Source organism: Pseudomonas sp. EL_65y_Pfl2_R96, assembly GCF_963970905.1.
Taxonomy (GTDB): domain Bacteria; phylum Pseudomonadota; class Gammaproteobacteria; order Pseudomonadales; family Pseudomonadaceae; genus Aquipseudomonas.
The window spans coordinates 53680-76071 of the sequence record NZ_CAXAQH010000029.1 but is presented as its reverse complement, the minus strand read 5'-3'; the positions used below and the strand labels follow the sequence as shown (position 1 = coordinate 76071).

General features: G+C 56.9%; 27 protein-coding genes. 19 read left to right on the top strand and 8 right to left on the bottom strand.

Going from position 1 to position 22392, the window contains the following annotated elements:
* Window positions 1-8 precede the first annotated feature (8 nt).
* The 17 genes from rplE to bfr all read left to right on the top strand — a co-directional run bounded on the left by rplE (window position 9) and on the right by bfr (window position 10253).
* Window positions 9-548: a 50S ribosomal protein L5 gene (gene rplE, locus AACY49_RS23895; RefSeq protein ID WP_003210069.1), complete on the top strand. Its 540-nt coding sequence runs from the start codon at window positions 9-11 to the stop codon at window positions 546-548.
* Window positions 549-561: 13 nt separating this feature from the next.
* On the top strand, window positions 562-867 hold the full coding sequence (rpsN, locus tag AACY49_RS23890; RefSeq protein ID WP_003176414.1) for a 30S ribosomal protein S14: 306 nt from the start codon (window positions 562-564) through the stop codon (window positions 865-867).
* 210 nt (window positions 868-1077) lie between these two features.
* Window positions 1078-1470 (top strand): 30S ribosomal protein S8, encoded by a 393-nt coding sequence (gene rpsH / locus AACY49_RS23885; RefSeq protein WP_003186040.1) that lies wholly within the window; start codon window positions 1078-1080, stop codon window positions 1468-1470.
* An 11-nt stretch (window positions 1471-1481) separates the two neighbouring features.
* Window positions 1482-2015 carry a 50S ribosomal protein L6 gene (gene rplF / locus AACY49_RS23880; RefSeq protein WP_007896774.1) on the top strand — a complete coding sequence of 178 codons (534 nt, stop codon included), beginning with the start codon at window positions 1482-1484 and terminating at the stop codon, window positions 2013-2015.
* 10 nt (window positions 2016-2025) lie between these two features.
* A complete protein-coding gene (gene rplR, locus AACY49_RS23875; RefSeq protein WP_003186037.1) occupies window positions 2026-2376 on the top strand; it encodes a 50S ribosomal protein L18 in 351 nt (116 codons plus the stop codon).
* Between the two features lie 3 nt (window positions 2377-2379).
* Complete coding sequence (rpsE, locus tag AACY49_RS23870; protein WP_003186035.1) at window positions 2380-2880, top strand: 30S ribosomal protein S5; 501 nt, start codon at window positions 2380-2382, stop codon at window positions 2878-2880.
* Window positions 2881-2882: 2 nt separating this feature from the next.
* Window positions 2883-3059 (top strand): 50S ribosomal protein L30, encoded by a 177-nt coding sequence (gene rpmD, locus AACY49_RS23865; protein ID WP_003176408.1) that lies wholly within the window; start codon window positions 2883-2885, stop codon window positions 3057-3059.
* A 3-nt stretch (window positions 3060-3062) separates the two neighbouring features.
* Complete coding sequence (rplO, locus tag AACY49_RS23860; protein ID WP_003228720.1) at window positions 3063-3500, top strand: 50S ribosomal protein L15; 438 nt, start codon at window positions 3063-3065, stop codon at window positions 3498-3500.
* A complete protein-coding gene (gene secY, locus AACY49_RS23855) occupies window positions 3501-4829 on the top strand; it encodes a preprotein translocase subunit SecY (RefSeq protein ID WP_003228718.1) in 1329 nt (442 codons plus the stop codon).
* Window positions 4830-4856: 27 nt separating this feature from the next.
* Window positions 4857-4973 (top strand): 50S ribosomal protein L36, encoded by a 117-nt coding sequence (gene rpmJ, locus AACY49_RS23850; RefSeq protein WP_002555468.1) that lies wholly within the window; start codon window positions 4857-4859, stop codon window positions 4971-4973.
* 130 nt (window positions 4974-5103) lie between these two features.
* Window positions 5104-5460 (top strand): 30S ribosomal protein S13, encoded by a 357-nt coding sequence (gene rpsM, locus AACY49_RS23845; RefSeq protein WP_003186020.1) that lies wholly within the window; start codon window positions 5104-5106, stop codon window positions 5458-5460.
* Window positions 5461-5490: 30 nt separating this feature from the next.
* Entirely contained in the window at window positions 5491-5880 is a 390-nt protein-coding gene (gene rpsK / locus AACY49_RS23840) for a 30S ribosomal protein S11 (protein WP_002555466.1), read from the top strand.
* 18 nt (window positions 5881-5898) lie between these two features.
* Window positions 5899-6519: a 30S ribosomal protein S4 gene (gene rpsD, locus AACY49_RS23835; protein ID WP_003176404.1), complete on the top strand. Its 621-nt coding sequence runs from the start codon at window positions 5899-5901 to the stop codon at window positions 6517-6519.
* Between the two features lie 22 nt (window positions 6520-6541).
* Entirely contained in the window at window positions 6542-7543 is a 1002-nt protein-coding gene (locus AACY49_RS23830; RefSeq protein ID WP_003186012.1) for a DNA-directed RNA polymerase subunit alpha, read from the top strand.
* A gap of 42 nt (window positions 7544-7585) precedes the next feature.
* Window positions 7586-7972, top strand: coding sequence for a 50S ribosomal protein L17 (gene rplQ / locus AACY49_RS23825; protein WP_007955635.1), 387 nt, complete (start codon window positions 7586-7588; stop codon window positions 7970-7972).
* Window positions 7973-8184: 212 nt separating this feature from the next.
* Window positions 8185-9633: a catalase gene (locus AACY49_RS23820; RefSeq protein ID WP_339526825.1), complete on the top strand. Its 1449-nt coding sequence runs from the start codon at window positions 8185-8187 to the stop codon at window positions 9631-9633.
* Window positions 9634-9788: 155 nt separating this feature from the next.
* Entirely contained in the window at window positions 9789-10253 is a 465-nt protein-coding gene (bfr, locus tag AACY49_RS23815) for a bacterioferritin (protein ID WP_258698832.1), read from the top strand.
* Between the two features lie 72 nt (window positions 10254-10325).
* Here bfr and uvrA read toward each other — a convergent pair whose 3' ends face one another.
* Window positions 10326-13160, bottom strand: coding sequence for an excinuclease ABC subunit UvrA (uvrA, locus tag AACY49_RS23810; protein ID WP_339526823.1), 2835 nt, complete (start codon window positions 13158-13160; stop codon window positions 10326-10328).
* 191 nt (window positions 13161-13351) lie between these two features.
* On the opposite strand from uvrA, the gene AACY49_RS23805 reads away from it, so the two are divergent.
* Both AACY49_RS23805 and AACY49_RS23800 read left to right on the top strand, forming a co-directional pair.
* Complete coding sequence (locus tag AACY49_RS23805) at window positions 13352-14749, top strand: MFS transporter (RefSeq protein ID WP_320393155.1); 1398 nt, start codon at window positions 13352-13354, stop codon at window positions 14747-14749.
* Window positions 14750-14758: 9 nt separating this feature from the next.
* The gene (locus AACY49_RS23800; RefSeq protein WP_007896798.1) at window positions 14759-15283 is read left to right on the top strand and encodes a single-stranded DNA-binding protein; all 525 of its coding nucleotides are present in this window, start codon (window positions 14759-14761) and stop codon (window positions 15281-15283) included.
* Between the two features lie 65 nt (window positions 15284-15348).
* On the opposite strand, the gene AACY49_RS23795 is transcribed toward AACY49_RS23800, so the two are convergent.
* From AACY49_RS23795 to AACY49_RS23765, 7 genes are all read right to left on the bottom strand, one after another.
* The gene (locus AACY49_RS23795) at window positions 15349-17553 is read right to left on the bottom strand and encodes an OsmC domain/YcaO domain-containing protein (RefSeq protein WP_339526820.1); all 2205 of its coding nucleotides are present in this window, start codon (window positions 17551-17553) and stop codon (window positions 15349-15351) included.
* A gap of 120 nt (window positions 17554-17673) precedes the next feature.
* Window positions 17674-18831: a glutathionylspermidine synthase family protein gene (locus AACY49_RS23790; RefSeq protein ID WP_339526818.1), complete on the bottom strand. Its 1158-nt coding sequence runs from the start codon at window positions 18829-18831 to the stop codon at window positions 17674-17676.
* A gap of 12 nt (window positions 18832-18843) precedes the next feature.
* Window positions 18844-19572: a DUF1190 domain-containing protein gene (locus AACY49_RS23785; RefSeq protein ID WP_258698837.1), complete on the bottom strand. Its 729-nt coding sequence runs from the start codon at window positions 19570-19572 to the stop codon at window positions 18844-18846.
* Window positions 19573-19591: 19 nt separating this feature from the next.
* Entirely contained in the window at window positions 19592-20020 is a 429-nt protein-coding gene (locus AACY49_RS23780) for a DUF350 domain-containing protein (RefSeq protein ID WP_008008913.1), read from the bottom strand.
* A 14-nt stretch (window positions 20021-20034) separates the two neighbouring features.
* A complete protein-coding gene (locus tag AACY49_RS23775) occupies window positions 20035-20709 on the bottom strand; it encodes a YjfK family protein (RefSeq protein WP_258698838.1) in 675 nt (224 codons plus the stop codon).
* On the bottom strand, window positions 20696-21730 hold the full coding sequence (locus AACY49_RS23770) for a potassium channel family protein (protein ID WP_339526815.1): 1035 nt from the start codon (window positions 21728-21730) through the stop codon (window positions 20696-20698). The genes AACY49_RS23775 and AACY49_RS23770 overlap by 14 nt, the downstream gene beginning before the upstream one ends.
* A gap of 73 nt (window positions 21731-21803) precedes the next feature.
* On the bottom strand, window positions 21804-22367 hold the full coding sequence (locus AACY49_RS23765; protein ID WP_258698840.1) for a rhomboid family intramembrane serine protease: 564 nt from the start codon (window positions 22365-22367) through the stop codon (window positions 21804-21806).
* Between the last annotated feature and the right edge of the window lie 25 nt (window positions 22368-22392).

The following is a 22392-nucleotide window of genomic DNA, read 5'->3' as shown; positions in this document are numbered from 1 at the left end:
AGAAGACCATGGCACGACTAAAAGAGATTTACCGGAAGGAAATCGCACCGAAGCTTAAGGAAGAACTTAAGCTGTCGAACGTGATGGAAGTTCCGCGCGTTACCAAAATCACCCTGAACATGGGTCTGGGCGAAGCGATCGGTGACAAAAAAGTCATCGAGCACGCTGTTGCTGACCTGGAAAAGATCACCGGCCAGAAAGTCGTTGTGACCTACGCTCGCAAATCCATCGCTGGCTTTAAAGTCCGTGAGGGTTGGCCGATCGGCGTCAAAGTGACCCTGCGCCGTGAGCGTATGTATGAGTTCCTGGATCGTCTGCTGTCGATCTCCCTGCCTCGGGTTCGCGACTTCCGCGGCCTGAATGCCAAGTCCTTCGATGGTCGTGGTAACTACAGCATGGGCGTTAAAGAGCAGATCATCTTCCCGGAAATCGACTACGACAAGATCGATGCTCTCCGCGGTCTGGACATTACCCTGACCACCACTGCCAAGAACGATGATGAAGGTCGCGCCCTGTTGCGTGCTTTCAAATTCCCGTTCCGCAACTGATTGGAGTAGGAAAATGGCCAAGATGAGCATGAAGAACCGCGAGCTGAAGCGTCAGCTCACGGTTGCCAAGTACGCCAAAAAGCGTGCAGCACTGAAAGCAATCATTGTTGATCTGAACGCAAGTCCAGAAGCGCGTTGGGAAGCTACAGTAGCTCTGCAGAAGCAGCCACGTGACGCAAGCGCTTCGCGCATGCGTAACCGCTGCCGCCTGACCGGTCGTCCACACGGCGTTTACCGCAAGTTCGGCCTTGGCCGTAACAAGCTGCGTGAAGCTGCAATGCGTGGTGACGTACCTGGTCTGGTTAAAGCCAGCTGGTAAGCACTGTCAAAGTCTCGGTGCTCGGGGTCGCAAGATCCTGACCATCGGTGACCTTGAACTTGAATCAAGCCCCTATTGGGGCTTGATTCATTTGTGGGGTGTGTCTAGAATACCCGGCTCGCCTGAGCCCGTGCTTTTTTTGCGCGGATGTATTCGGCGACACGTAGTAGCCGCAAGGCTAATTTTTTGTGTATTAGGAGCGTCTAGCCCATGAGTATGCAGGACCCGTTAGCGGACATGCTAACTCGAATCCGTAATGCCCAGATGGCTGAAAAGTCCGTCGTAAGCATGCCATCTTCTACTTTGAAGGTAGCTGTTGCCAAAGTCCTGAAGGACGAAGGTTACATTGCGGGTTATCAGATCAGCAGCGAAATCAAGCCACTGCTGTCCATCGAGCTGAAGTACTTCGAAGGCCGTCCGGTCATCGAGGAAGTGAAGCGCGTTAGCCGTCCAGGCCTGCGTCAGTACAAGTCCGTCGATGATCTGCCAAAAGTTCGTGGCGGTCTCGGTGTGTCTATCGTCTCCACCAACAAAGGTGTGATGACGGATCGTGCTGCGCGCGCTGCCGGTGTCGGCGGCGAAGTTCTTTGCACTGTGTTCTAGGGGGGATAAGCATGTCACGCGTCGCTAAGAACCCCGTTAAGCTGCCAGCCGGTGTCGAAGTCAAATTCGCAGGCCAACAGCTTTCGGTGAAGGGTGCCAAGGGTACTCTCGAACTGAACATCCATTCGTCCGTTGAGATCGTTGAAGAAGCTGGTGAGCTGCGTTTCGCTGCTCGCAATGGCGATCAACAAACTCGCGCAATGGCTGGTACCACTCGTGCGTTGGTAAACAACATGGTCCAAGGCGTAAGCCAAGGCTTCGAGCGCAAGCTCCAGCTGGTCGGTGTTGGTTACAAAGCGCAAGCAAAAGGCACAGTGCTGAACCTGGCTCTTGGCTTCTCGCACCCAGTGGATTACGAACTGCCGGAAGGCATCACCGCTGAGACTCCTAGCCAAACCGATATCCTGATCCGGGGCATCGATAAGCAGCTAGTAGGTCAAGTGGCCGCCGAGATCCGCGACTTCCGTCCACCAGAGCCGTACAAAGGCAAAGGTGTGCGCTACGCGGACGAAGTCGTCCGTCGTAAAGAAGCCAAGAAGAAGTAGGGCATAGCAAATGACCGACAAAAAAGTTACTCGCCTGCGTCGCGCTCGCAAAGCACGCCTGAAAATGCACGAACTCGAAGTCGTGCGTCTCTGCGTGTTCCGCTCGTCGCAGCACATCTACGCCCAGGTCATTTCGGCCGACGGCAACAAAGTCCTGGCAAGCGCCTCGACTTTGGATAAAGAACTGCGTGATGGCGCCACTGGCAACATCGACGCGGCCACTAAGGTTGGCCAGCTGGTCGCTACGCGTGCTAAAGCCGCTGGCGTCTCGCAGGTGGCTTTCGACCGCTCTGGCTTCAAGTACCACGGCCGCGTCAAGGCGCTGGCTGATGCTGCTCGTGAAGCTGGGCTGGAGTTCTAAGTTATGTCAAATAACGACCAAAAGCGCGACGAAGGCTACATCGAGAAGCTGGTTCAAGTTAACCGCGTAGCCAAAACCGTTAAAGGCGGCCGTATCTTCACTTTCACCGCGTTGACCGTGGTAGGTGATGGTAAAGGGCGTGTTGGCTTCGGCCGTGGCAAGTCGCGTGAAGTGCCTGCTGCGATCCAGAAGGCAATGGAAGCTGCTCGCCGCAACATGATTCAAGTTGATCTGAACGGCACCACTCTGCAGTACGCAATGAAGTCCGCTCACGGCGCTTCGAAGGTGTACATGCAGCCTGCTTCTGAAGGTACCGGTATCATCGCTGGCGGCGCTATGCGTGCTGTCCTCGAAGTTGCTGGCGTTCAGAACGTTCTGGCCAAGTGCTACGGCTCGACTAACCCGGTAAACGTGGTTCACGCCACTTTCAAGGGTTTGAAAGCAATGCAGTCTCCTGAATCCATTGCCGCCAAGCGTGGCAAAAGCGTCAAGGAGATCTTCTGATCATGGCTACCGTTAAAGTTACGCTGATCAAAAGCATGACCGGCCGCATCCCTAACCACAAACTGTGCGTTAAGGGTCTGGGTCTGCGTCGCATCGGTCACACTGTAGAAGTCCAGGATACTCCCGAGAATCGCGGGATGATCAACAAGGCTTACTACATGCTGCGTGTCGAGGGTTAATCGATGAAACTCAATGATCTGAGTCCAGCGCCGGGTTCCCGTCGCGAAAAGCATCGTCCGGGCCGTGGTATCGGTAGCGGTTTGGGTAAGACTGGTGGCCGTGGCCACAAAGGTCAAACCTCCCGCTCCGGTGGCACCATTGCTCCAGGCTTTGAAGGCGGTCAACAGCCGCTGCATCGTCGCCTGCCGAAGTTTGGTTTCGTTTCCCTGAAAGCCATGGATCGCGCAGAAGTGCGTCTGTCCGAGCTGGCTAAAGTGGAAGGCGACATCGTCACCGTGCAGTCCCTGAAAGATGCCAACGTGATTAACGTCAACGTTCAGCGTGTGAAAATCATGCTGTCCGGCGAAGTTACTCGCGCTGTCACCATCGGAAAGGGAATCGGCGCCACCAAAGGTGCGCGTGCGGCTATCGAAGCAGCTGGCGGCAAGTTCGAGGAATAAATGGCTAAGCAAGGTGCTCTCTCTGCGCTCGGCAAAGGCGGTATGTCTGAACTCTGGGCTCGTCTGCGTTTTCTGTTCCTGGCGATTATCGTCTACCGAATAGGCGCACACATCCCGGTTCCAGGTATTAACCCGGACCGACTCGCGGACCTGTTTCGACAGAATGAGGGGACCATTCTTAGCTTGTTCAACATGTTTTCCGGCGGCGCGCTGGAGCGGATGAGCATCTTTGCACTGGGGATCATGCCGTACATTTCGGCATCGATCATCATGCAGCTGATGACCGCCGTCAGCCCGCAGCTGGAGCAGTTGAAGAAGGAAGGTGAAGCTGGCCGTCGCAAGATCAGCCAGTACACCCGCTACGGCACTGTCGTCCTTGCTCTCGTTCAGGCTATTGGCATGTCCATTGGTCTGGCGGGGCAGGGCGTTGCGTTCACTGGTGACTTTGGCTTCCATTTCGTCGCGGTATCCACTTTTGTGGCTGGTGCGATGTTCATGATGTGGCTGGGTGAGCAGATTACTGAGCGTGGTGTTGGCAACGGTATCTCGATGTTGATTTTTTCGGGTATCGTCGCCGGTCTTCCGAGAGCGATCGGGCAGTCTTTCGAGTCTGCACGTCAGGGTGATATCAACATCTTCGCCCTGGTTGCCATCGGTTTGCTGGCAGTAGCGATTATCGGTTTCGTGGTGTTCATTGAGCGTGGTCAGCGTCGTATTGCTGTTCACTACGCCAAGCGTCAGCAGGGCCGCAAGGTCTTCGCTGCGCAGACTAGCCACTTGCCGCTGAAGGTGAACATGGCCGGTGTTATTCCGGCTATTTTCGCGAGCAGCATTTTGCTGTTCCCGGCTTCGTTAGGTGCCTGGTTCGGTCAGTCTGAAGGTATGGGCTGGTTGCAGGACATCTCGCAGTCGATCGCTCCTGGTCAGCCGTTGAATATTCTGCTGTTTAGTGCAGGGATTATTTTCTTCTGCTTCTTCTATACGGCGTTGATGTTCAATCCGAAAGACGTAGCGGAAAACCTGAAGAAGTCCGGTGCCTTTATTCCGGGCATCCGTCCAGGTGAGCAGTCTGCGCGCTACATTGATGGCGTTCTGACTCGCTTGACCATGTTCGGTGCTCTTTACATGACGGCCGTCTGCCTGTTGCCCCAGTTCCTGGTGGTTGCAGCAAACGTACCGTTCTACCTTGGCGGGACCTCGTTGCTGATCGTGGTCGTGGTTGTGATGGACTTCATGTCCCAAGTACAATCGCACCTCGTTTCGCACCAGTACGAATCCCTGATGAAGAAAGCCAACCTGAAGGGTTACGGCAGCGGCATGTTGCGCTGAGTACCCATAAGGTTCGAGGAGTTGGTGATGAAAGTTCGTGCATCGGTGAAAAAGCTGTGCCGTAACTGCAAGATTATTCGCCGCGAAGGTGTTGTTCGAGTAATTTGCAGCGCGGAACCGCGTCACAAACAGCGCCAAGGCTGAGTGTGATTGTGCTTCAAGCCCGGCAGCTAGTGCGCTGCCGGGTTGATTATTTGTTATTACAGCGATATTATCTCGCGCCCTATTTCTTGGCTTCCGGGGCGTAGGTAGCTGTCAATTGGAGTCCCACTGAATGGCCCGTATTGCAGGCGTTAACATTCCAGATAACAAGCATACTGTTATCTCGCTGACCTACATCTATGGTGTTGGTCGCACTACTGCACAGAAAATTTGTGCAGTGACTGGGGTAAACCCAGCGGCAAAGATCAAAGATCTGAGCGACGAGCAGATTGAACAGCTGCGTGGCGAAGTGGCGAAGTTCACCACTGAAGGTGACCTGCGTCGCGAAATCAACATGAAAATCAAGCGTTTGATGGACCTCGGTTGCTATCGCGGTCTGCGTCATCGTCGTGGTCTTCCAGTACGCGGTCAGCGTACCAAGACCAACGCGCGTACCCGTAAAGGTCCGCGTAAGCCGATCCGCAAGTAATCGCCCCAGCGAATCGACAGGAAATTAATCATGGCAAAACCTGCTGCTCGTCCTCGTAAAAAAGTTAAAAAGACAGTGGTTGATGGCATCGCCCACATCCATGCTTCTTTTAACAACACCATCGTGACCATTACCGACCGTCAAGGTAACGCTCTTTCCTGGGCTACCTCCGGTGGTTCGGGTTTCCGCGGTTCCCGCAAGTCCACCCCGTTCGCTGCTCAAGTAGCTGCTGAGCGTGCTGGTCAAGCTGCGCTGGAATACGGCCTGAAAAACCTCGACGTTAACGTCAAAGGTCCAGGTCCAGGTCGTGAATCCGCAGTCCGCGCTTTGAACGGCTGTGGCTACAAGATCGCCAGCATCACCGACGTGACGCCAATCCCGCACAACGGGTGCCGTCCGCCGAAGAAGCGCCGCGTGTAATCCAGGAGATTGTAAAGAATGGCTCGTTACATTGGTCCAAAATGCAAACTCGCTCGTCGCGAAGGTACCGATCTCTTTCTGAAGAGCGGCGTGCGCGCGATCGAATCGAAGTGCAACATCGAAGCAGCACCTGGTATCCACGGCCAACGCCGCGGTCGCCAGTCCGATTACGGCACCCAACTGCGTGAAAAGCAGAAGGTCCGTCGTATCTACGGCGTTCTCGAGCGTCAATTCAGCGGCTACTACAAAGAAGCTGCTGGCAAGAAAGGCGCAACTGGCGAAAACCTGTTGCAGCTGCTCGAATGCCGTCTGGACAACGTTGTATACCGTATGGGTTTTGGCTCTACTCGTGCCGAATCCCGTCAGCTGGTATCGCACAAGTCGATCAGCGTTAACGGTCAGACCGTAAACGTTCCGTCTTACCAGGTTCGTGCTGGTGACGTGGTCGCAGTTCGCGAGAAAGCAAAGAACCAACTTCGCATTGTCCAAGCTCTCGATCTGTGTGCCCAACGTGGCCGCGTAGAATGGGTAGAAGTAGACACTGAGAAGAAGTCGGGCGTTTTCAAGAACGTTCCTGCTCGCAGTGATCTGTCCGCCGACATCAACGAAAGCCTGATTGTCGAGCTCTACTCCAAGTAAGGGCTAGAAAATAGGTGCATCCATGCAGATTTCGGTAAATGAGTTCCTGACACCCCGCCATATTGATGTGCAGGTTGTCAGTCCAACCCGCGCCAAGATCACTCTCGAGCCTCTCGAGCGTGGTTTCGGCCACACCCTGGGCAACGCGCTGCGCCGCATCCTGTTGTCCTCAATGCCCGGCTGTGCAGTAGTCGAGGCCGAGATTGACGGTGTGCTCCACGAGTACAGCGCCATCGAAGGTGTACAGGAAGACGTAATTGAAATCCTGTTGAACCTTAAAGGTCTGGCTATCAAGCTGCACGGTCGAGACGAAGTTACGCTGACCTTGTCGAAGAAGGGTTCGGGGGTGGTTACCGCTGCCGATATTCAGCTGGATCATGATGTCGAGATCGTCAACCCCGATCACGTAATCGCTAACCTGGCGTCTAACGGCGCCCTGAACATGAAGCTCACTGTAGCTCGTGGTCGTGGTTATGAACCGGCAGACTCGCGTCAGAGCGATGAAGATGAAAGCCGCAGCATCGGTCGCTTGCAGCTTGACTCTTCGTTCAGCCCGGTTCGCCGTATCGCATACGTGGTGGAAAACGCCCGTGTCGAACAGCGTACTAACCTGGACAAGCTGGTTATTGATCTGGAAACCAACGGTACCCTGGATCCTGAAGAGGCTATCCGCCGCGCTGCAACCATTCTGCAACAGCAGTTGGCTGCGTTCGTCGACCTCAAAGGTGACAGTGAGCCAGTGGTTGTCGAGCAGGAAGACGAGATTGATCCGATCCTGCTTCGCCCGGTTGACGATCTGGAACTGACTGTACGTTCGGCTAACTGCCTTAAGGCGGAAAACATCTACTACATCGGCGACCTGATTCAGCGTACCGAAGTAGAGCTGTTGAAGACTCCGAACCTTGGCAAGAAATCCTTGACTGAAATCAAGGACGTTCTGGCCTCCCGCGGTCTGTCCCTCGGCATGCGCCTCGACAACTGGCCGCCTGCAAGTCTTAAGAAGGACGACAAGGCGACTGCCTGATCGTCGTAATCACCGAACGTTGTGTTTGGTAAGGAATGAACCATGCGTCATCGTAAAAGTGGTCGTCACCTGAGCCGCACCAGCTCGCACCGCAAGGCCATGTTTCAAAACATGGCGGTGTCGCTGTTCGAGCACGAGCTGATCAAAACTACACTGCCAAAAGCCAAAGAACTGCGCCGCGTTGCTGAGCCGCTGATCACTTTGGCCAAGACAGACAGCGTTGCTAACCGTCGTCTGGCTTTTGACCGTACTCGTTCGAAAGCTATCGTTGGTAAGCTCTTCAACGACCTGGGCAAGCGTTACGCTACCCGTGAGGGTGGCTACCTGCGCATCCTCAAGTGCGGTTTCCGCGCTGGCGACAACGCGCCTATGGCGTACGTCGAGTTGGTTGATCGTGCTGTCGGCGGTGAAGCTGTATCCGCTGAGTAAGACGTCAGTCTGAAACAAGGAACCGGGCCTAGTGCCCGGTTTTTTGTGCGCGTCTGAAAAGTATGGCCTTGCGACTATCCATCTCCGATCTCCGTTAGTAAATTTCTATCACTGCCCACAATTTAATGAATTTGATGGCGTCATGTGCATGGTTGATACTCCCTCCCAGCCGATTAGCCGGCAGTTCCAAGACTGACAGAGGAAGAGATCGCATGAGCCAGAATAAAACGCTTACGACCGCCAGTGGCGCTCCTGTTGCCGACAACCAGAATTCCCGCTCCGCCGGCCCTCGTGGTCCTTTGCTGCTCGACGATTTCCACCTGATTGAGAAACTTGCCCACTTCAACCGTGAAAACATCCCGGAGCGTCGCGTGCATGCGAAAGGGTCGGGTGCTTACGGTACATTCACGGTGACTCGCGATATCACTCAGTACACCAGTGCCAAGCTGTTCGAGTCTGTTGGCAAACAAACTCCGACCTTCCTGCGATTCTCCACCGTGGGTGGCGAGCGCGGTTCGGCTGATACCGAGCGTGATCCACGCGGATTTGCCCTGAAGTTCTACACAGAAGAAGGCAACTGGGACATCGTCGGTAACAACACACCGGTATTCTTCATCCGTGATCCGCTGAAATTCCCTGACTTTATCCACACCCAGAAGCGCCTGCCGCAAAGCAACTTGAAAAGCGCGCAGGCGATGTGGGACTTCTGGTCTCACTCACCTGAGGCATTGCACCAGGTCACTATTCTGTTCTCGGACCGCGGCATCCCTGATGGTTATCGCCACATGCACGGCTTTGGTAGCCACACCTACAGCCTGATTAACGCCAATGGCGAGCGTCACTGGGTAAAGTGGCACTACAAAACCAAACAGGGGATCAAGAACCTTGCTCCGGCAGAAGCGGCGCGGCTGGCGGGTACCGATCCGGATTACGCACAACGTGACCTGTTCGGCGCCATTGAGCGCGGAGACTTCCCGAAATGGAGTGTCAACATCCAGGTCATGACCGAGGCCCAGGCCGCTGATCACTACGAGAACCCGTTCGACGTGACCAAAACCTGGTCGCAGAAAGAGTTTCCGTTGATCAAGGTGGGCGAGCTGGAGCTCAACCGCAATCCGCTGAACTACTTCGCTGAAGTCGAGCAAGCTGCGTTCGGTCCGAGCAACATGGTCCCGGGTGTCGGTCTGTCCCCTGATCGCATGCTGCAAGGTCGCGTGTTCGCTTACGCCGATGCCCATCGCTACCGTGTGGGCACCAATCACCAGCACCTGCCGGTGAATGCGCCTCGTAGTCCGGTCAACACCTACCAGCGCGACGGCTCCATGGCATTTGGCGTCAATGGTGGTGCGGCGCCGAACTATGAGCCGAACAGCTACGTGGAATCACCGAAACAGGCACCGCATTATGCGGAACCAGCCTTGGCCTTGAGCGGCGCCGCCGATCGTTACGATCATCGCGAAGATACTGACTACTACAGCCATGCCGGTGCGCTGTTCCGTCTAATGAACGATGAGCAGAAAGCCCTGCTGATCAACAACATTGCCGGTGCCATGGCCGGGGTTTCCGGTGACGTGATTGATCGTCAACTGCAGCATTTCTTCAGGGCTGACCCAGCTTATGGAGAAGGCATCGCAAAGGCGTTGGGCTTACAGCTTAACTAAGTCTAAACGATAAGCAGAACCGCCCTCATTTGGGCGGTTTTTGCGTCATTTAAACTGTTTTTCTCAGAATATCTTCGCTTTCATTGCGTCGAGCGAGTGACCTTCCGGTCAGCTTGGTTCAAACTACAGACTTTCAAGCAGGGAGATGTAGGGCGATGCAAGGTCACCCAGACGTAATCGATTACCTCAACACGTTGCTGACAGGCGAACTGGCAGCCCGTGATCAATATTTCATCCATTCGCGGATGTACGAGGACTGGGGGTTCACCGAGCTCTACGAACGTATCAATCACGAGATGGAAGAAGAGGCGCAGCACGCTGACGCCCTGATGCGTCGGATCCTCATGCTCGAAGGTACTCCGCGTATGCGTCCGGACGATCTGGATGTCGGCACCACCGTGCCTGACATGCTCGCCGCTGACTTGCGTCTGGAGTACAAGGTTCGGGCAGCTCTCTGCAAGGGCATTGAGCTTTGCGAGCTGCACAAGGACTACGTCACCCGCGAGATCCTGCGCATTCAGCTGGCCGATACCGAAGAAGATCATACCTACTGGCTGGAGAAGCAGCTGGGTCTGATCAAACTGATTGGTCTGGAAAATTACCTGCAATCGCAGTTCTGATCTTTTAGCAGGCCACACAAACAAAAGCCCCTGTCACCGACAAAGTGACAGGGGCTTTTTCATGGCCCTGATTCAGGCCCTGTCGCGAGCCAGCAGCGGTTTGAGGTAGTAACCGGTGTGAGACTGCTTCATCTCGGACACTTCTTCCGGTGTGCCGACGGCAATGATCTGGCCGCCCTTGGAACCACCTTCCGGCCCCAGGTCCACCAACCAGTCGGCGGTTTTGATCACATCCAGGTTGTGTTCGATCACGACCACGGTATTGCCGTGGTCGCGCAGACGATGCAGTACGTCGAGCAGTTGCTGGATATCGGCGAAGTGCAAGCCGGTAGTCGGTTCATCGAGGATATACAGCGTCTTGCCGGTATCGCGCTTGGACAACTCGCGCGACAGTTTCACCCGCTGGGCTTCACCGCCAGATAGTGTGGTCGCCGATTGTCCTAGCTTGATGTACGACAGACCGACATCCATCAACGTCTGAAGCTTGCGCGCCAGAGCCGGAACCGCGTCGAAGAAGACTCGAGCTTCCTCGATGGTCATCTCCAGGGTTTCGTGGATGCTCTTGCCCTTGTACTTGATCTCCAGCGTTTCGCGGTTGTAGCGCTTGCTCTTGCAAACATCACACGGAACATAGATGTCCGGCAGGAAGTGCATCTCCACCTTGATCAGGCCATCGCCCTGACAGGCCTCGCAGCGTCCGCCCTTCACGTTGAAGGAGAAGCGCCCAGGACCGTAACCGCGAGAGCGGGACTCCGGAACGCCAGCGAACAGTTCGCGAATCGGCGTGAACAGCCCGGTATACGTTGCCGGGTTGGAGCGCGGCGTGCGGCCGATCGGGCTCTGATCGATGTCCACAACCTTGTCCAGATGTTCCAGGCCTTTAATGCTGTCGTGAGCAGCCGCTTCCAGAGTCGTTGCCCCATTGAGTGCTGTAGCGCTCAAAGGAAACAGCGTGTTGTTGATCAGCGTCGACTTGCCCGAACCGGAGACACCCGTCACGCAGGTCAGCAGGCCGATCGGAATCTCCAGATCGACATTGCGCAAGTTGTTGCCGCGAGCGCCTTTGAGGGATAGCGACAACTTCTTGTTACGCGGCGTGCGTTTGGCTGGAACTTCGATCTTCACCCGGCCCGACAAATACTTGCCGGTCAGCGAATCAGGGTGAGCCATGACTTCGGCCGGCGTCCCTTCGGCAACGATATGCCCGCCGTGCACGCCTGCACCCGGGCCGATATCCACCACATAGTCGGCCAGACGAATCGCATCTTCATCGTGCTCGACCACGATCACTGTGTTGCCGATGTCCCGCAGATGCTTGAGGGTGCCCAGCAACCGGTCGTTGTCCCGTTGATGCAGACCGATCGACGGTTCATCGAGGATATACAGAACCCCCACCAGACCGGCGCCAATCTGACTGGCCAGGCGAATCCGCTGGGCTTCACCGCCGGACAGCGTGTCGGCACTGCGATCCAGTGATAAGTAGTCCAGGCCAACGTTGACCAGAAACTGCAGCCGCTCGCGGATTTCCTTGAGGATCTTGTCGGCAATCTCGCCACGGCGGCCGGTCAGTTTCAGCACGCCGAAATACTCACAGGCGTCGCCGATCGGCAGATTGGTCACCGCCGGCAAGGTTTTCTCACCAACCCACACATGCCGTGCCTCGCGACGCAGGCGGGTGCCGCGGCAATCCGGGCAGGGTTGGGTGCTGAGGAACTTGGCCAGTTCTTCACGGACCGAAGCCGACTCGGTTTCGCGGTAACGGCGTTCCAGGTTCGGCACGATGCCTTCGAACGGGTGCGAACGTTTGACGATATCGCCACGGTCGTTCAGGTATTTGAAGTCGACGTTCTGCGAGCCGCTGCCATGCAGGATGAATTTCTGCTGATCGGCCGGCAGTTCGTTGAACGGCACTTCAAGACTGAATTTGTAGTGCGAGGCCAGCGAGCCAAGCATCTGGAAGTAATAGACGTTACGCCGGTCCCAGCCGCGAATCGCGCCTTCGGCCAGGGTCAGTTCACCGTTCACCAGTCGTTTGATGTCGAAGAACTGTTTAACCCCCAGACCATCGCAGGTCGGGCAAGCGCCGGCCGGGTTGTTGAAGGAAAACAGCTTGGGTTCCAGCTCGCTGATGGCATGGCCGCAGATCGGGCAGGCGAAGCGGGCGGAGAAGATGATTTCTTCGCCGGGCTCGTCGTCCATTGGCGCCACAAGAGCGATACCGTCCGCCAGTTTGAGCGCGGTCTCGAACGATTCGGCCAGGCGTTGTTGCAAATCGGCGCGGACCTTGAAGCGGTCGACCACGACGTCGATCGAGTGCTTCTTCTGTTTATCCAGCTTCGGCAACTCGTCCAGTTCGCAGAGCTTGCCGTTGACCCGTGCCCGCACAAAACCCTGGGCCCGCAGTTCTTCGAAGACCGAGAGGTGCTCGCCCTTACGCTCGCGGATCACCGGGGCCAGCAACATCAGTTTGCTGCCCTCAGGTTGTGCCAGCACCAGATCGACCATCTGGCTGACGGTTTGGGCTTCCAGCGGAATGTCGTGATCCGGGCAGCGCGGAATACCGACGCGAGCGTAGAGCAGGCGCAGGTAGTCGTAGATTTCGGTAATGGTGCCGACCGTCGAACGCGGGTTGTGCGAGGTCGACTTCTGTTCGATGGAGATCGCTGGCGACAGGCCTTCGATGGTGTCGACGTCAGGTTTTTCCATCATCGACAGGAACTGCCGGGCGTAGGCCGACAGCGATTCGACATAGCGTCGCTGGCCTTCGGCGTACAGCGTGTCGAAAGCCAGCGACGACTTGCCGGATCCGGACAGGCCGGTGATAACAATCAGTTTGTCCCGTGGCAGGGTCAGGTCGATGTTCTTCAGGTTGTGGGTTCGGGCCCCACGAATCAGGATCTTGTCCAAAGTGGCCTCGCTCGGCGGGCGTCGAAAACGTAGGAGTATACGGCCAAATACTGGATGGATGCACACTATCAAATGAGAGGGCCGCAGCCTTACATGAAGAGTCTGTCAGCAGAGCGCGTCATTGCGTCGCGATATACCCCGTCAATCGATGGGACTGGTAGAATCGCCGCCGGTTCACATGAGGTTTTTCCATGCACGATCCCCACAGCGAACGCATGAGTGGCAGTGAGACCCGCGCAGCAAGCGGTCTGGCCCTGGTGTTCGCCTTCCGTATGCTTGGCATGTTCATGGTGTTGCCGGTACTGGCGACCTATGGGATGGAACTGGCGGGAGCGACCCCGGCCCTCATCGGGTTGGCGATTGGCGCTTACGGCCTGACCCAGGCGATCTTTCAGATTCCTTTCGGCTTCATTTCCGACCGCATCGGTCGCCGTCCGGTGATTTACCTGGGGCTGATCGTCTTCGCCCTGGGGAGCGTGCTGGCGGCCAATGCGGATTCGATCTGGGGCGTCATTGCCGGACGCATCCTGCAGGGCGCCGGGGCGATTTCCGCGGCGGTCATGGCGTTGCTGTCGGACCTGACCCGGGAACAGCATCGGACCAAAGCCATGGCCATGATCGGCATGACGATCGGCCTGTCGTTCGCTGTCGCCATGGTTGTTGGGCCGTTGCTGACCCGTGCCTTTGGCCTGTCCGGGTTGTTCTTCGCCACCGGCGGCATGGCGTTGTTCGGCATCGTCATCGTGATGTTCATGGTGCCCCGCGCCACCGGCCCGTTGCAGCACCGCGAGTCCGGTGTCGCGCGCCAGGCGCTGATACCGACGCTCAAGCATCCGGACCTGCTGCGCCTGGACCTGGGCATTTTTGTGTTGCACGCGATGTTGATGTCGAGCTTCGTTGCGTTGCCGCTGGCTCTGGTCGAAAAAGCCGGTTTGCCCAAGGAGCAGCACTGGTGGGTATACCTGGCCGCGCTGCTGATTTCCTTCTTCGCCATGATCCCGTTCATTATCTACGGCGAGAAGAAACGCAAAATGAAACGAGTTTTACTCGGCGCCGTCGTGACGCTGATGCTCACTGAGCTATTCTTCTGGCAGTTCGGCGACAGCTTGCGGGCTCTGGTGATCGGGACGGTGGTGTTCTTTACCGCGTTCAACTTGCTGGAAGCTTCGTTGCCATCGCTGATCAGCAAGGTTTCACCGGCGGGCGGCAAGGGCACGGCGATGGGGGTTTATTCCACCAGTCAGTTCCTCGGTTCGGCACTGGGCGGGATCCTCGGCGGCTGGATGTTCCAGCACGGCGGTTTGTCGGCTGTCTTCCTCGGATGCGCCGGCCTGGCTGCCCTCTGGCTGGCCTTTGCTGTTACCATGCGCGAACCTCCGTATGTGACGAGCCTGCGCTTGCCGTTGTCGCCCGAAGCGATTCGTGAAGCTGGCCTGATCGAGCGCCTGAAGGCCGTCGTTGGAGTAACCGATGCAATCGTGGTTGCAGATGAAGCGGCGATTTACATCAAACTGGACACCGAATTATTGGATCGCACTACCTTGGAGCGTCTGGTGAACAACCCGGCCGCGACAGCGTGCGAAGCCTAGGAGAACGTTATGGCCCGTGGGGTTAACAAAGTCATATTGGTCGGCACTTGCGGCCAGGATCCCGAAGTTCGCTACTTGCCTAACGGTAACGCCGTGACCAACCTGAGTCTGGCGACCAGCGAACAGTGGACCGACAAGCAAACCGGTCAGAAGGTCGAGAAGACCGAATGGCACCGTGTGTCGATGTTCGGCAAGGTTGCCGAAATTGCCGGCGAATACCTGCGTAAAGGTTCGCAGGTCTACATCGAAGGCAAGCTGCAGACCCGCGAGTGGGAAAAAGACGGTATCAAGCGTTACACCACTGAAATCGTGGTCGATATGCAAGGCACCATGCAACTGCTGGGCGGCCGTCCACAACAGGGCGACCAACAAGGCGGGGGCAATAACTACCAGCAATCCGCCCCAGCCCCACGTCAGCAGGCTCCGCGTCCGCAGCAGTCGGCACCGCAACAGTCGCGCCCGGCTCCACAGCAGCAGGCCGCTCCTCAGCCGGCTCCGGATTTCGACAGCTTTGATGACGATATCCCGTTCTAAAAAGCAGCTATCCAGTCAGTAACAAAAAAGCGAAGCCATCTGGCTTCGCTTTTTTGTGGGCGCTGTTAACTGAATAAAGTGGTCACATTGGCCCGTGCCGAGTGCAGTTTCTTGTAGCTATCGATCAACCGCAGGTGCCTGTCGAGCCCCTCCAGTTTCATGCTGGTCGGCGTCAAGCCATGGAAGCGCACGCTGCCGTTCACCGATCCGATTGCTGCATCTGTCCGCTCGTTGCCGAACATCCGGCGGAAATTGGCCTCGTAGTCTTCCAGTTCCAGGTCTTCGTCCAGCTTCATCTCCAGCACCACATTGACAGCCTGATAGAACAAGCCACGCTCAACCGTGTTGTCGTTGTACTGCAGGAACATTTCTACCGCTTCTTTTGCCTCTTCAAACCGCTGCAAGGCGAGATAAATCAGCAGCTTCAACTCCAGGATCGTCAACTGACCCCAAGCCGTATTGTCGTCAAACTCGATGCCGATCAAGGTGGTGATGTCGGTGTAGTCGTCCAGCTCACTTTCCACCAGGCGTTCAACCAGCGCTTGCAGTTCGTCTTCGTCCAGGCGATGCAGGTTCAGGATGTCGGTGCGGAAGAACAGCGCTTTGTTGGTGTTATCCCAGATCAGATCGTCTGCGGGATAGATTTCCGAATAGTTCGGTACCAGGATGCGGCAGGCCGTTGCACCGATATGCTCGTAGACCGCCATGTACACTTCTTTGCCCATGCCTTTGAGAATGCCGAACAAGGTCGCGGCTTCCTCGGCATTCGAGTTTTCACCCTGGCCGGAGAAGTCCCACTCCACGAATTCGTAATCCGATTTTGAGCTGAAGAAGCGCCACGACACCACGCCGCTGGAGTCGATAAAGTGCTCGACGAAGTTATTCGGCTCGGTCACTGCATGACCTTCAAAAGTCGGCTGGGGCAAGTCGTTGAGGCCTTCGAAGCTGCGGCCTTGCAGCAATTCGGTCAGGCTGCGTTCCAGCGCCACTTCCAGGCTCGGATGCGCGCCGAACGAGGCGAACACACCACCGGTTCGCGGGTTCATCAGCGTGACGCACATCACCGGGAATTCACCTCCCAGGGACGCATCCTTCACCAACACGGGGAACCCTTGTTCTTCCAGCGCCTGAATACCGGCCAGTATCCCGGGGTACTTCGCCAGTACGTGAGCTGGCACATCCGGCAGGGCAAATTCACCTTCGATGATTTCGCGTTTTACCGCGCGCTCGAAGATTTCCGACAGGCACTGCACCTGGGCTTCGGCCAGCGTGTTACCGGCACTCATGCCATTGCTCAGGAACAGGTTTTCAATCAGGTTGGACGGGAAATACACCACCTCGCCGTCCGACTGGCGCACGTACGGCAGCGAGCAGATGCCGCGCTCTTCATTGCCCGAGTTGGTATCGATCAGGTGGGAGCCACGCAGCTCGCCGTCGCGGTTGTAAATCTTCAGGCAATACTCGTCGAGGATTTCGGCCGGCAGTGCATCTTTACGGCCAGGCTTGAACCAGCGTTCGTCCGGGTAGTGCACAAACGCTGCGTCGGCGATGTCTTCGCCCCAGAACTGGTCGTTGTAGAAGAAGTTGCAGTTGAGTCGCTCGATAAACTCGCCCAACGCCGACGCCAACGCGCCTTCCTTGGTCGCACCCTTGCCGTTGGTAAAGCACATCGGCGAGTGCGCATCGCGGATATGCAGCGACCACACATTGGGCACGATATTGCGCCACGAGGCGATTTCAATCTTCATGCCCAGGTCCGCCAGAATGGCCGACATGTTGGCGATGGTTTGCTCCAGCGGCAGATCCTTGCCGGCAATATAGGTGCTCGCCTCTGAGTTGGAAGCAGGCATCAACAAAGCCTGGGCATCGGCGTCGAGGTTGTCCACCTCTTCGATCACAAACTCAGGCCCGGCTTGCACCACTTTTTTCACGGTGCAACGGTCGATGGAACGCAGGATGCCCTGGCGGTCCTTGTCGGAGATGTCCGCCGGCAACTCGACCTGGATCTTGAAAATCTGGTTGTAGCGGTTTTCCGGATCAACAATGTTGTTCTGCGACAGGCGGATGTTATCCGTGGGGATACTGCGCGTGTCGCAGTACAGTTTCACAAAATACGCCGCACACAGCGCCGACGAAGCCAGGAAGTAGTCGAACGGACCCGGTGCCGAGCCATCGCCCTTGTAGCGGATAGGTTGATCGGCCACCACCGTGAAGTCATCGAACTTGGCTTCAAGTCGAAGGTTGTCGAGAAAGTTGACCTTGATTTCCATGGGGGATTACCAGAATAGCGGCTAAACGAATGGCCGCCATTATCCGGCATTTGCGCAGTAAGTCTTGTGGGTGTCTGACGATATGTCGACACCCGGCCTTTTTAGTGGGCGATGGAGGGGTCAATCGAGTATCAGATGCGGCAAGAACCGGCTCGAATCCTTGGTAATCAAACTGTTGTCCTCGCGCACGCCGATGCCGGCCGCTTGATCCCCGATCACCCAGGAACCGATCAGCGTGTAGCTGTCGCCAAACTTCGGCAGCGGGGCGAACTCCTGAAGGATAAACGGCGCGTCGGTGTAGGGTCCGTCCTCTTTCACGATCAGCCCCTCAGCAGTTTGCAGCTCGATGTTGGCACCTTCCCGGGAGAAGAACGGCTTGCGTACCCAGCCCTTGGGCACGGCTTTGCTCGGGTCGGCGTCCAGGTACGACTCGAGCAGGTTCGGGTGACCTTTGTTGAACTCCCACAGCAGCGGCAGGATCCCCTTGTTGGAGATGATGGATTTCCAGGCCGGCTCGAAAAACTGTGTGTCGCTCTGGGCGATCGCTGCGCCGAAGGGTTCGTGGAAGATGAACTCCCAGGCATGCAGCTTGAACAGGTGAGGAATCCAACGATCTTCTAAATCGACGAAACGTCCTTCACTGGTGAGGCCGATGTCCTCGATATCGATATGCCGCGATTCGATGCCGACCTTTTCCGCGACCAGACGCAGGTAATCGGTGGTGCCCTTGTCTTCGACCGAGTCTTTCATCGAGGCGAAATAGAAGGGCTCTTTGAGCTGCAGTTGGGCAAAGGCCTGATGCAGCTTGGTGTCGATGCTGTTGAACTGGTCGGCATGCTTGGGCAGCAAGCCGCGTTCGATGCATTGCTCAAGCCAGCCCCACTGAAACGCTGCCGCCTCATACAGGCTGGTCGGCGTGTCGTAGTTGAGTTCCAGCAATTTGGCCGGCCCGCTGCCGTTGTAGGAGAAATCCATGCGCCCATACAGGTGCGGGTGGCCTTCGAGCCATGAAGTGCGAACCATGTCGAAGAATGGCGCGGGAATGCTCAGGCGCTCCAGCAGCTCCTCGCTCTGAACCACGCGGGCCACCAGGTCCATGCACATCTCATGAAGCTCGGTGGTCGGGTCTTCGAGATCGTTCTCGATCTGTTTGAGCGTGAACTGGTAGTACGCGCTCTCGTCCCAATAGGGTTCATCGTCGATGGTATGGAACAGAAAGCCGAGACTCTCGGCGGTCTGTTTCCAGTCATGACGCTCTGCGCAGAGGATTTTCTTCATGGCCCTGTTTCCTTAACTGCTCGACCCGCCAAAACTCTTGCTCGATCCGCCCCAGCCGCTGCGTGCGCTAGCCTGGCTGCCGAAGCCGCCGCGGGAGGTGGACGATGCAACAGACACCGGCTTACTGCGGGTGATGGTGTCGGTGTAACTGCCGCTGCTGCCGTAGCGCGCCTGATTGGACCTGTTGAAGGTTGAACCTGACGATACCCGCTGGCTGAGTGTCGAGGACGAGTAGTCACCGCGATCATCGCGATAGCGATAGACCGGTTCGGAGTAGTAACTGTTGCGGTTGCTGCTGAGCATGTTGCCGATCAGCAACCCGGTCAGCAGGCTGCTGCCGGAGAAGCCTGACCCGGCGGCGTTCGCTTCCGACGCGGGCAGTTTGGCCTTGGCCGCGTCCACTTCGGCTTGCGTGACCTCGCCATCGGCGTTCAGCTCGAAACCGCCGAGCTTGGGGATGAACTTGCCGGCGGAATCCTGCTGGCACCAGTCGGTAACGAAGTCGGCGTCGCAATCGGCCTGGTTGTCGTACACCGGCGCAATGCTTCGATGCTGGGCCATGGCCTTCATATAGGCGTCAGAACAGATGTCGACCGGGAGCTTTTCATCGGCGCACTGCTGGACGGACTGGAAGTTGTACTTTTTGTGTATCTCGTAGGTTTTTTCCGTCGGCCCGCAGCCTGATATCGCCATGGCGACCGATGCTGCCAGGGAGAGCTGAACGTACTTGCTTCGTTTCATCGGGATCTCCGTGGCGCAATCAGTTCTGGGAAGGGGTCATGCACGCGGCATTCAACATGCCGACGCTGATGGCCACTGCCGCGATATAGATCCCCGCAGCGATTTCACCTTTCTTGATGCGCTCAGAGGCGCCTTTTAGCACCAGGCTGGTCACCAGAAACGCCAGCAGTTGAACGAAAGCGGCGATCACTGCCCAGACGACGAAGTCCAGAATGCTGATCGAGTAGGCGATCACATTGCTGGCCGGAATGGCGAAACCAATGATGGCGCCGCCCAGGGCGATCGCAGCCGCCACGTTGCCCGAACGGATCAGTTCGAACTCCTTGTGCGGTGTGATTCGGGTGTAGATGAACTGGAACAGCGCGAACAGCACGGCGGCGCCGAGAATGTACAAAACAAACCCGAGCACGGCGGCTTTGTTCAGGGAGATGGAGAGCGCTTCAAGCATGGACTTCTTCCTTTTTAAAAAGTGTTCAGGTCGGTGGTGTACAGCGAGATGCCCAACGAAGTGCTCAAGCTGATGGTGCCTTCGGCGTCTTCTTCGACGGAAAACAGCAGGAATTCCCGGCGATCGGTCAGGCCGGTTTCGCGGGCGTACAGCATCGAATGGTGCTCGATGCTGTAGGACTCATCCGGATTGGTCAGGCGCTCGCTCAAGGCCACCAGTTCCGTCTGGCCGTTCTCGGTACCCCATTCGCGGGTGTATTCGACACCGTTGTGGGTGTAGGTCGGCAGGCCGATCAGGCTTTGAGGGCCGGCCAGTCGACGCAGCTCCGCTTCACTGTTGATGGTGACGTAACTGAGGTAGTTGAACAGGATCACCGACTCGACCTGTCCGGCGATGTCGCCGGTGGTGTGCACTTGCAGCCAGTAGTCTTCGTCGTTCATGTAATAGCGCGACAACCAGGTCGATTGCCCGAGATCAACAGTGCCGGCGCTCCAGATCTGTTGGGAGCCAGGAATGACCACTGTGGTATTGCCGTCGAGCAGCAACTTCAGGGTGGTATCGAACATCACCCCTTTGCCGAATGCCAGGCCCAGCGGCCCGGTGGCGGGCGGGCTGTCGTTGGCTGTCCATTTCGACTCGGTATTCGCTGTCGGGGCCTCAAGCCCCATCAACTGTTTAAACCATCCCATTGGAGATTTCCTTGAGGCGCGTGGAGGCGATGTAGAAGAGTTCACCGCCCTCAACGCGAGTGGCGCCGGGCGGGTTGATCGAAGGGTGGCGGGCGCCTTTGGCGCGGTAGCCGATAAGGGTAGCGTTGTGGCGTTCTTTCATCTGTGCGTACAGATCGCCGAACGTTGCTTCAAAAGCCTCGGGCAGTTTCATCAGGTATTGGGTGGCGCCTTGGCCCACGCAAAGCAATTCATTGATGACCACAGACGAGCCCGGGTCCTGAGAGGCACGCACCAACATCTCGATGGCCATGCTTGAGGTGCATTCCAGGCTGGGGGCGTAGGCGCTGGCGAGCGCGGCGATTTCACTTTCATTGAAGTGGGCGACCACATGCCCGACAGGGCTCAGTTGATTGACCGCCAGCACGGTGGCCAGGGTCAGATCGTCTGAATGGGTTCGCACCAGTACGCGTTCGGCGCCAGGCACGCCGGCCCGCAGCAAAAGCGCGGCAGCGGACAAGCTTTCGCCTTTGATAAAGGCCGCTTTGCCCGGCATGGGGTTTTCTTCAAGGGTGCAATCGCAAATGACGATCAGGTTGTCATTGGACGTTTCGTCCTGCAGCAGTAATTCAATCACCCGCTCGCTGGTCGCGCCTTCCCAGCCGATGAGAACGGTGTGGCCGACCTTGCCGGTGAAATCGCCTTTGCCCTTCATGCCTTTTCTCCATACATCGATGACACTGCTGGTGGTTTTGCCGATGGCTGCCGTCAGCAGCGCAATGCCCCCGAGCATGACCCAGGTAGCCACGAAAATCCGTCCCGCGGATGTCTGCGGCGCGAGATCGCCGTAGCCGACGGTGAGTGTGGTGGTGAGATAGAAGTAGATAAACGTGGCGGGGGCGATGAGGTGTTGTTCGCCCAGAAGCACCAGGCCGATATAGGCCGTACTCAGGTGTATGCCCAGCGCAATGGCCAGACCTGCCCAGCCGAACCGATGGAAGAAGGACGAGGCGTACGCACGCAACAAAAGGAAAATCGACATTACATCCCTGACTCCGTGGGGGGGCTCATTCCTGGCGACGTAATCGCTCTGGCGTCTGAGTGCTCAAGTGCGGTTACCGGGCGGCATTAAACCTGCTGCGCGGCGTAGATAAAAGTACCTTGGCTGCAATAAACCCGGCGATCGCACTAAAAATATGCCCTTCGAAGGAAATGCCCCGGCGAGGAAGGAAGCCAAAAATCAGCCCGCCATAGAGCAGGGCGACGACACTGGCCGTTATCAGGTTGCTCCAGCTTCTCTGGAACCAGGCGCGCGACAGGAGGTACGCCCACAGCCCGAATACCCATCCGCTGGCACCGATGTGTACGCCTGCAAAACCGAACAGCCAGATCAGCGAGCCGCCCAGCAGAATAATGATAGCGCTGACGGCCACGAACCGATTGAGCCCTTCGATAATGACCAGAGTACCGAGGATCAAGAAGGCAATCAGGTTGGCGCTCAGGTGTGCAAAGGATGAGTGCAAGAAAGGCGAGGTGATGATGCCGGCCAGTCCGTGCAATGTTCTCGGCACCAGGCCGAAGGCAGTAAGGCTGTAGCCGGTCGCCGCATTGAGCAGATGCAGCGCAACCATGAAGAGGGCTACGCCTGCGATTGTCTTGAAACCCTTCAGGGCATCCATCCTTGACCTCGACTCAACTCAACTC

What these genes read in the sequence shown, in the direction of transcription:
- rplE (WP_003210069.1), top strand. Translation starts at nt 9, where the DNA reads ATGGCACGACTAAAAGAGATTTACCGGAAGGAAATCGCACCGAAGCTT.
- rpsN (WP_003176414.1), top strand. Translation starts at nt 562, where the DNA reads ATGGCCAAGATGAGCATGAAGAACCGCGAGCTGAAGCGTCAGCTCACG.
- rpsH (WP_003186040.1), top strand. Translation starts at nt 1,078, where the DNA reads ATGAGTATGCAGGACCCGTTAGCGGACATGCTAACTCGAATCCGTAAT.
- rplF (WP_007896774.1), top strand. Translation starts at nt 1,482, where the DNA reads ATGTCACGCGTCGCTAAGAACCCCGTTAAGCTGCCAGCCGGTGTCGAA.
- rplR (WP_003186037.1), top strand. Translation starts at nt 2,026, where the DNA reads ATGACCGACAAAAAAGTTACTCGCCTGCGTCGCGCTCGCAAAGCACGC.
- rpsE (WP_003186035.1), top strand. Translation starts at nt 2,380, where the DNA reads ATGTCAAATAACGACCAAAAGCGCGACGAAGGCTACATCGAGAAGCTG.
- rpmD (WP_003176408.1), top strand. Translation starts at nt 2,883, where the DNA reads ATGGCTACCGTTAAAGTTACGCTGATCAAAAGCATGACCGGCCGCATC.
- rplO (WP_003228720.1), top strand. Translation starts at nt 3,063, where the DNA reads ATGAAACTCAATGATCTGAGTCCAGCGCCGGGTTCCCGTCGCGAAAAG.
- secY (WP_003228718.1), top strand. Translation starts at nt 3,501, where the DNA reads ATGGCTAAGCAAGGTGCTCTCTCTGCGCTCGGCAAAGGCGGTATGTCT.
- rpmJ (WP_002555468.1), top strand. Translation starts at nt 4,857, where the DNA reads ATGAAAGTTCGTGCATCGGTGAAAAAGCTGTGCCGTAACTGCAAGATT.
- rpsM (WP_003186020.1), top strand. Translation starts at nt 5,104, where the DNA reads ATGGCCCGTATTGCAGGCGTTAACATTCCAGATAACAAGCATACTGTT.
- rpsK (WP_002555466.1), top strand. Translation starts at nt 5,491, where the DNA reads ATGGCAAAACCTGCTGCTCGTCCTCGTAAAAAAGTTAAAAAGACAGTG.
- rpsD (WP_003176404.1), top strand. Translation starts at nt 5,899, where the DNA reads ATGGCTCGTTACATTGGTCCAAAATGCAAACTCGCTCGTCGCGAAGGT.
- AACY49_RS23830 (WP_003186012.1), top strand. Translation starts at nt 6,542, where the DNA reads ATGCAGATTTCGGTAAATGAGTTCCTGACACCCCGCCATATTGATGTG.
- rplQ (WP_007955635.1), top strand. Translation starts at nt 7,586, where the DNA reads ATGCGTCATCGTAAAAGTGGTCGTCACCTGAGCCGCACCAGCTCGCAC.
- AACY49_RS23820 (WP_339526825.1), top strand. Translation starts at nt 8,185, where the DNA reads ATGAGCCAGAATAAAACGCTTACGACCGCCAGTGGCGCTCCTGTTGCC.
- bfr (WP_258698832.1), top strand. Translation starts at nt 9,789, where the DNA reads ATGCAAGGTCACCCAGACGTAATCGATTACCTCAACACGTTGCTGACA.
- AACY49_RS23805 (WP_320393155.1), top strand. Translation starts at nt 13,352, where the DNA reads ATGCACGATCCCCACAGCGAACGCATGAGTGGCAGTGAGACCCGCGCA.
- AACY49_RS23800 (WP_007896798.1), top strand. Translation starts at nt 14,759, where the DNA reads ATGGCCCGTGGGGTTAACAAAGTCATATTGGTCGGCACTTGCGGCCAG.
- AACY49_RS23795 (WP_339526820.1), bottom strand. Translation starts at nt 17,553, where the DNA reads ATGGAAATCAAGGTCAACTTTCTCGACAACCTTCGACTTGAAGCCAAG.
- AACY49_RS23790 (WP_339526818.1), bottom strand. Translation starts at nt 18,831, where the DNA reads ATGAAGAAAATCCTCTGCGCAGAGCGTCATGACTGGAAACAGACCGCC.
- AACY49_RS23785 (WP_258698837.1), bottom strand. Translation starts at nt 19,572, where the DNA reads ATGAAACGAAGCAAGTACGTTCAGCTCTCCCTGGCAGCATCGGTCGCC.
- AACY49_RS23780 (WP_008008913.1), bottom strand. Translation starts at nt 20,020, where the DNA reads ATGCTTGAAGCGCTCTCCATCTCCCTGAACAAAGCCGCCGTGCTCGGG.
- AACY49_RS23775 (WP_258698838.1), bottom strand. Translation starts at nt 20,709, where the DNA reads ATGGGATGGTTTAAACAGTTGATGGGGCTTGAGGCCCCGACAGCGAAT.
- AACY49_RS23770 (WP_339526815.1), bottom strand. Translation starts at nt 21,730, where the DNA reads ATGTCGATTTTCCTTTTGTTGCGTGCGTACGCCTCGTCCTTCTTCCAT.
- AACY49_RS23765 (WP_258698840.1), bottom strand. Translation starts at nt 22,367, where the DNA reads ATGGATGCCCTGAAGGGTTTCAAGACAATCGCAGGCGTAGCCCTCTTC.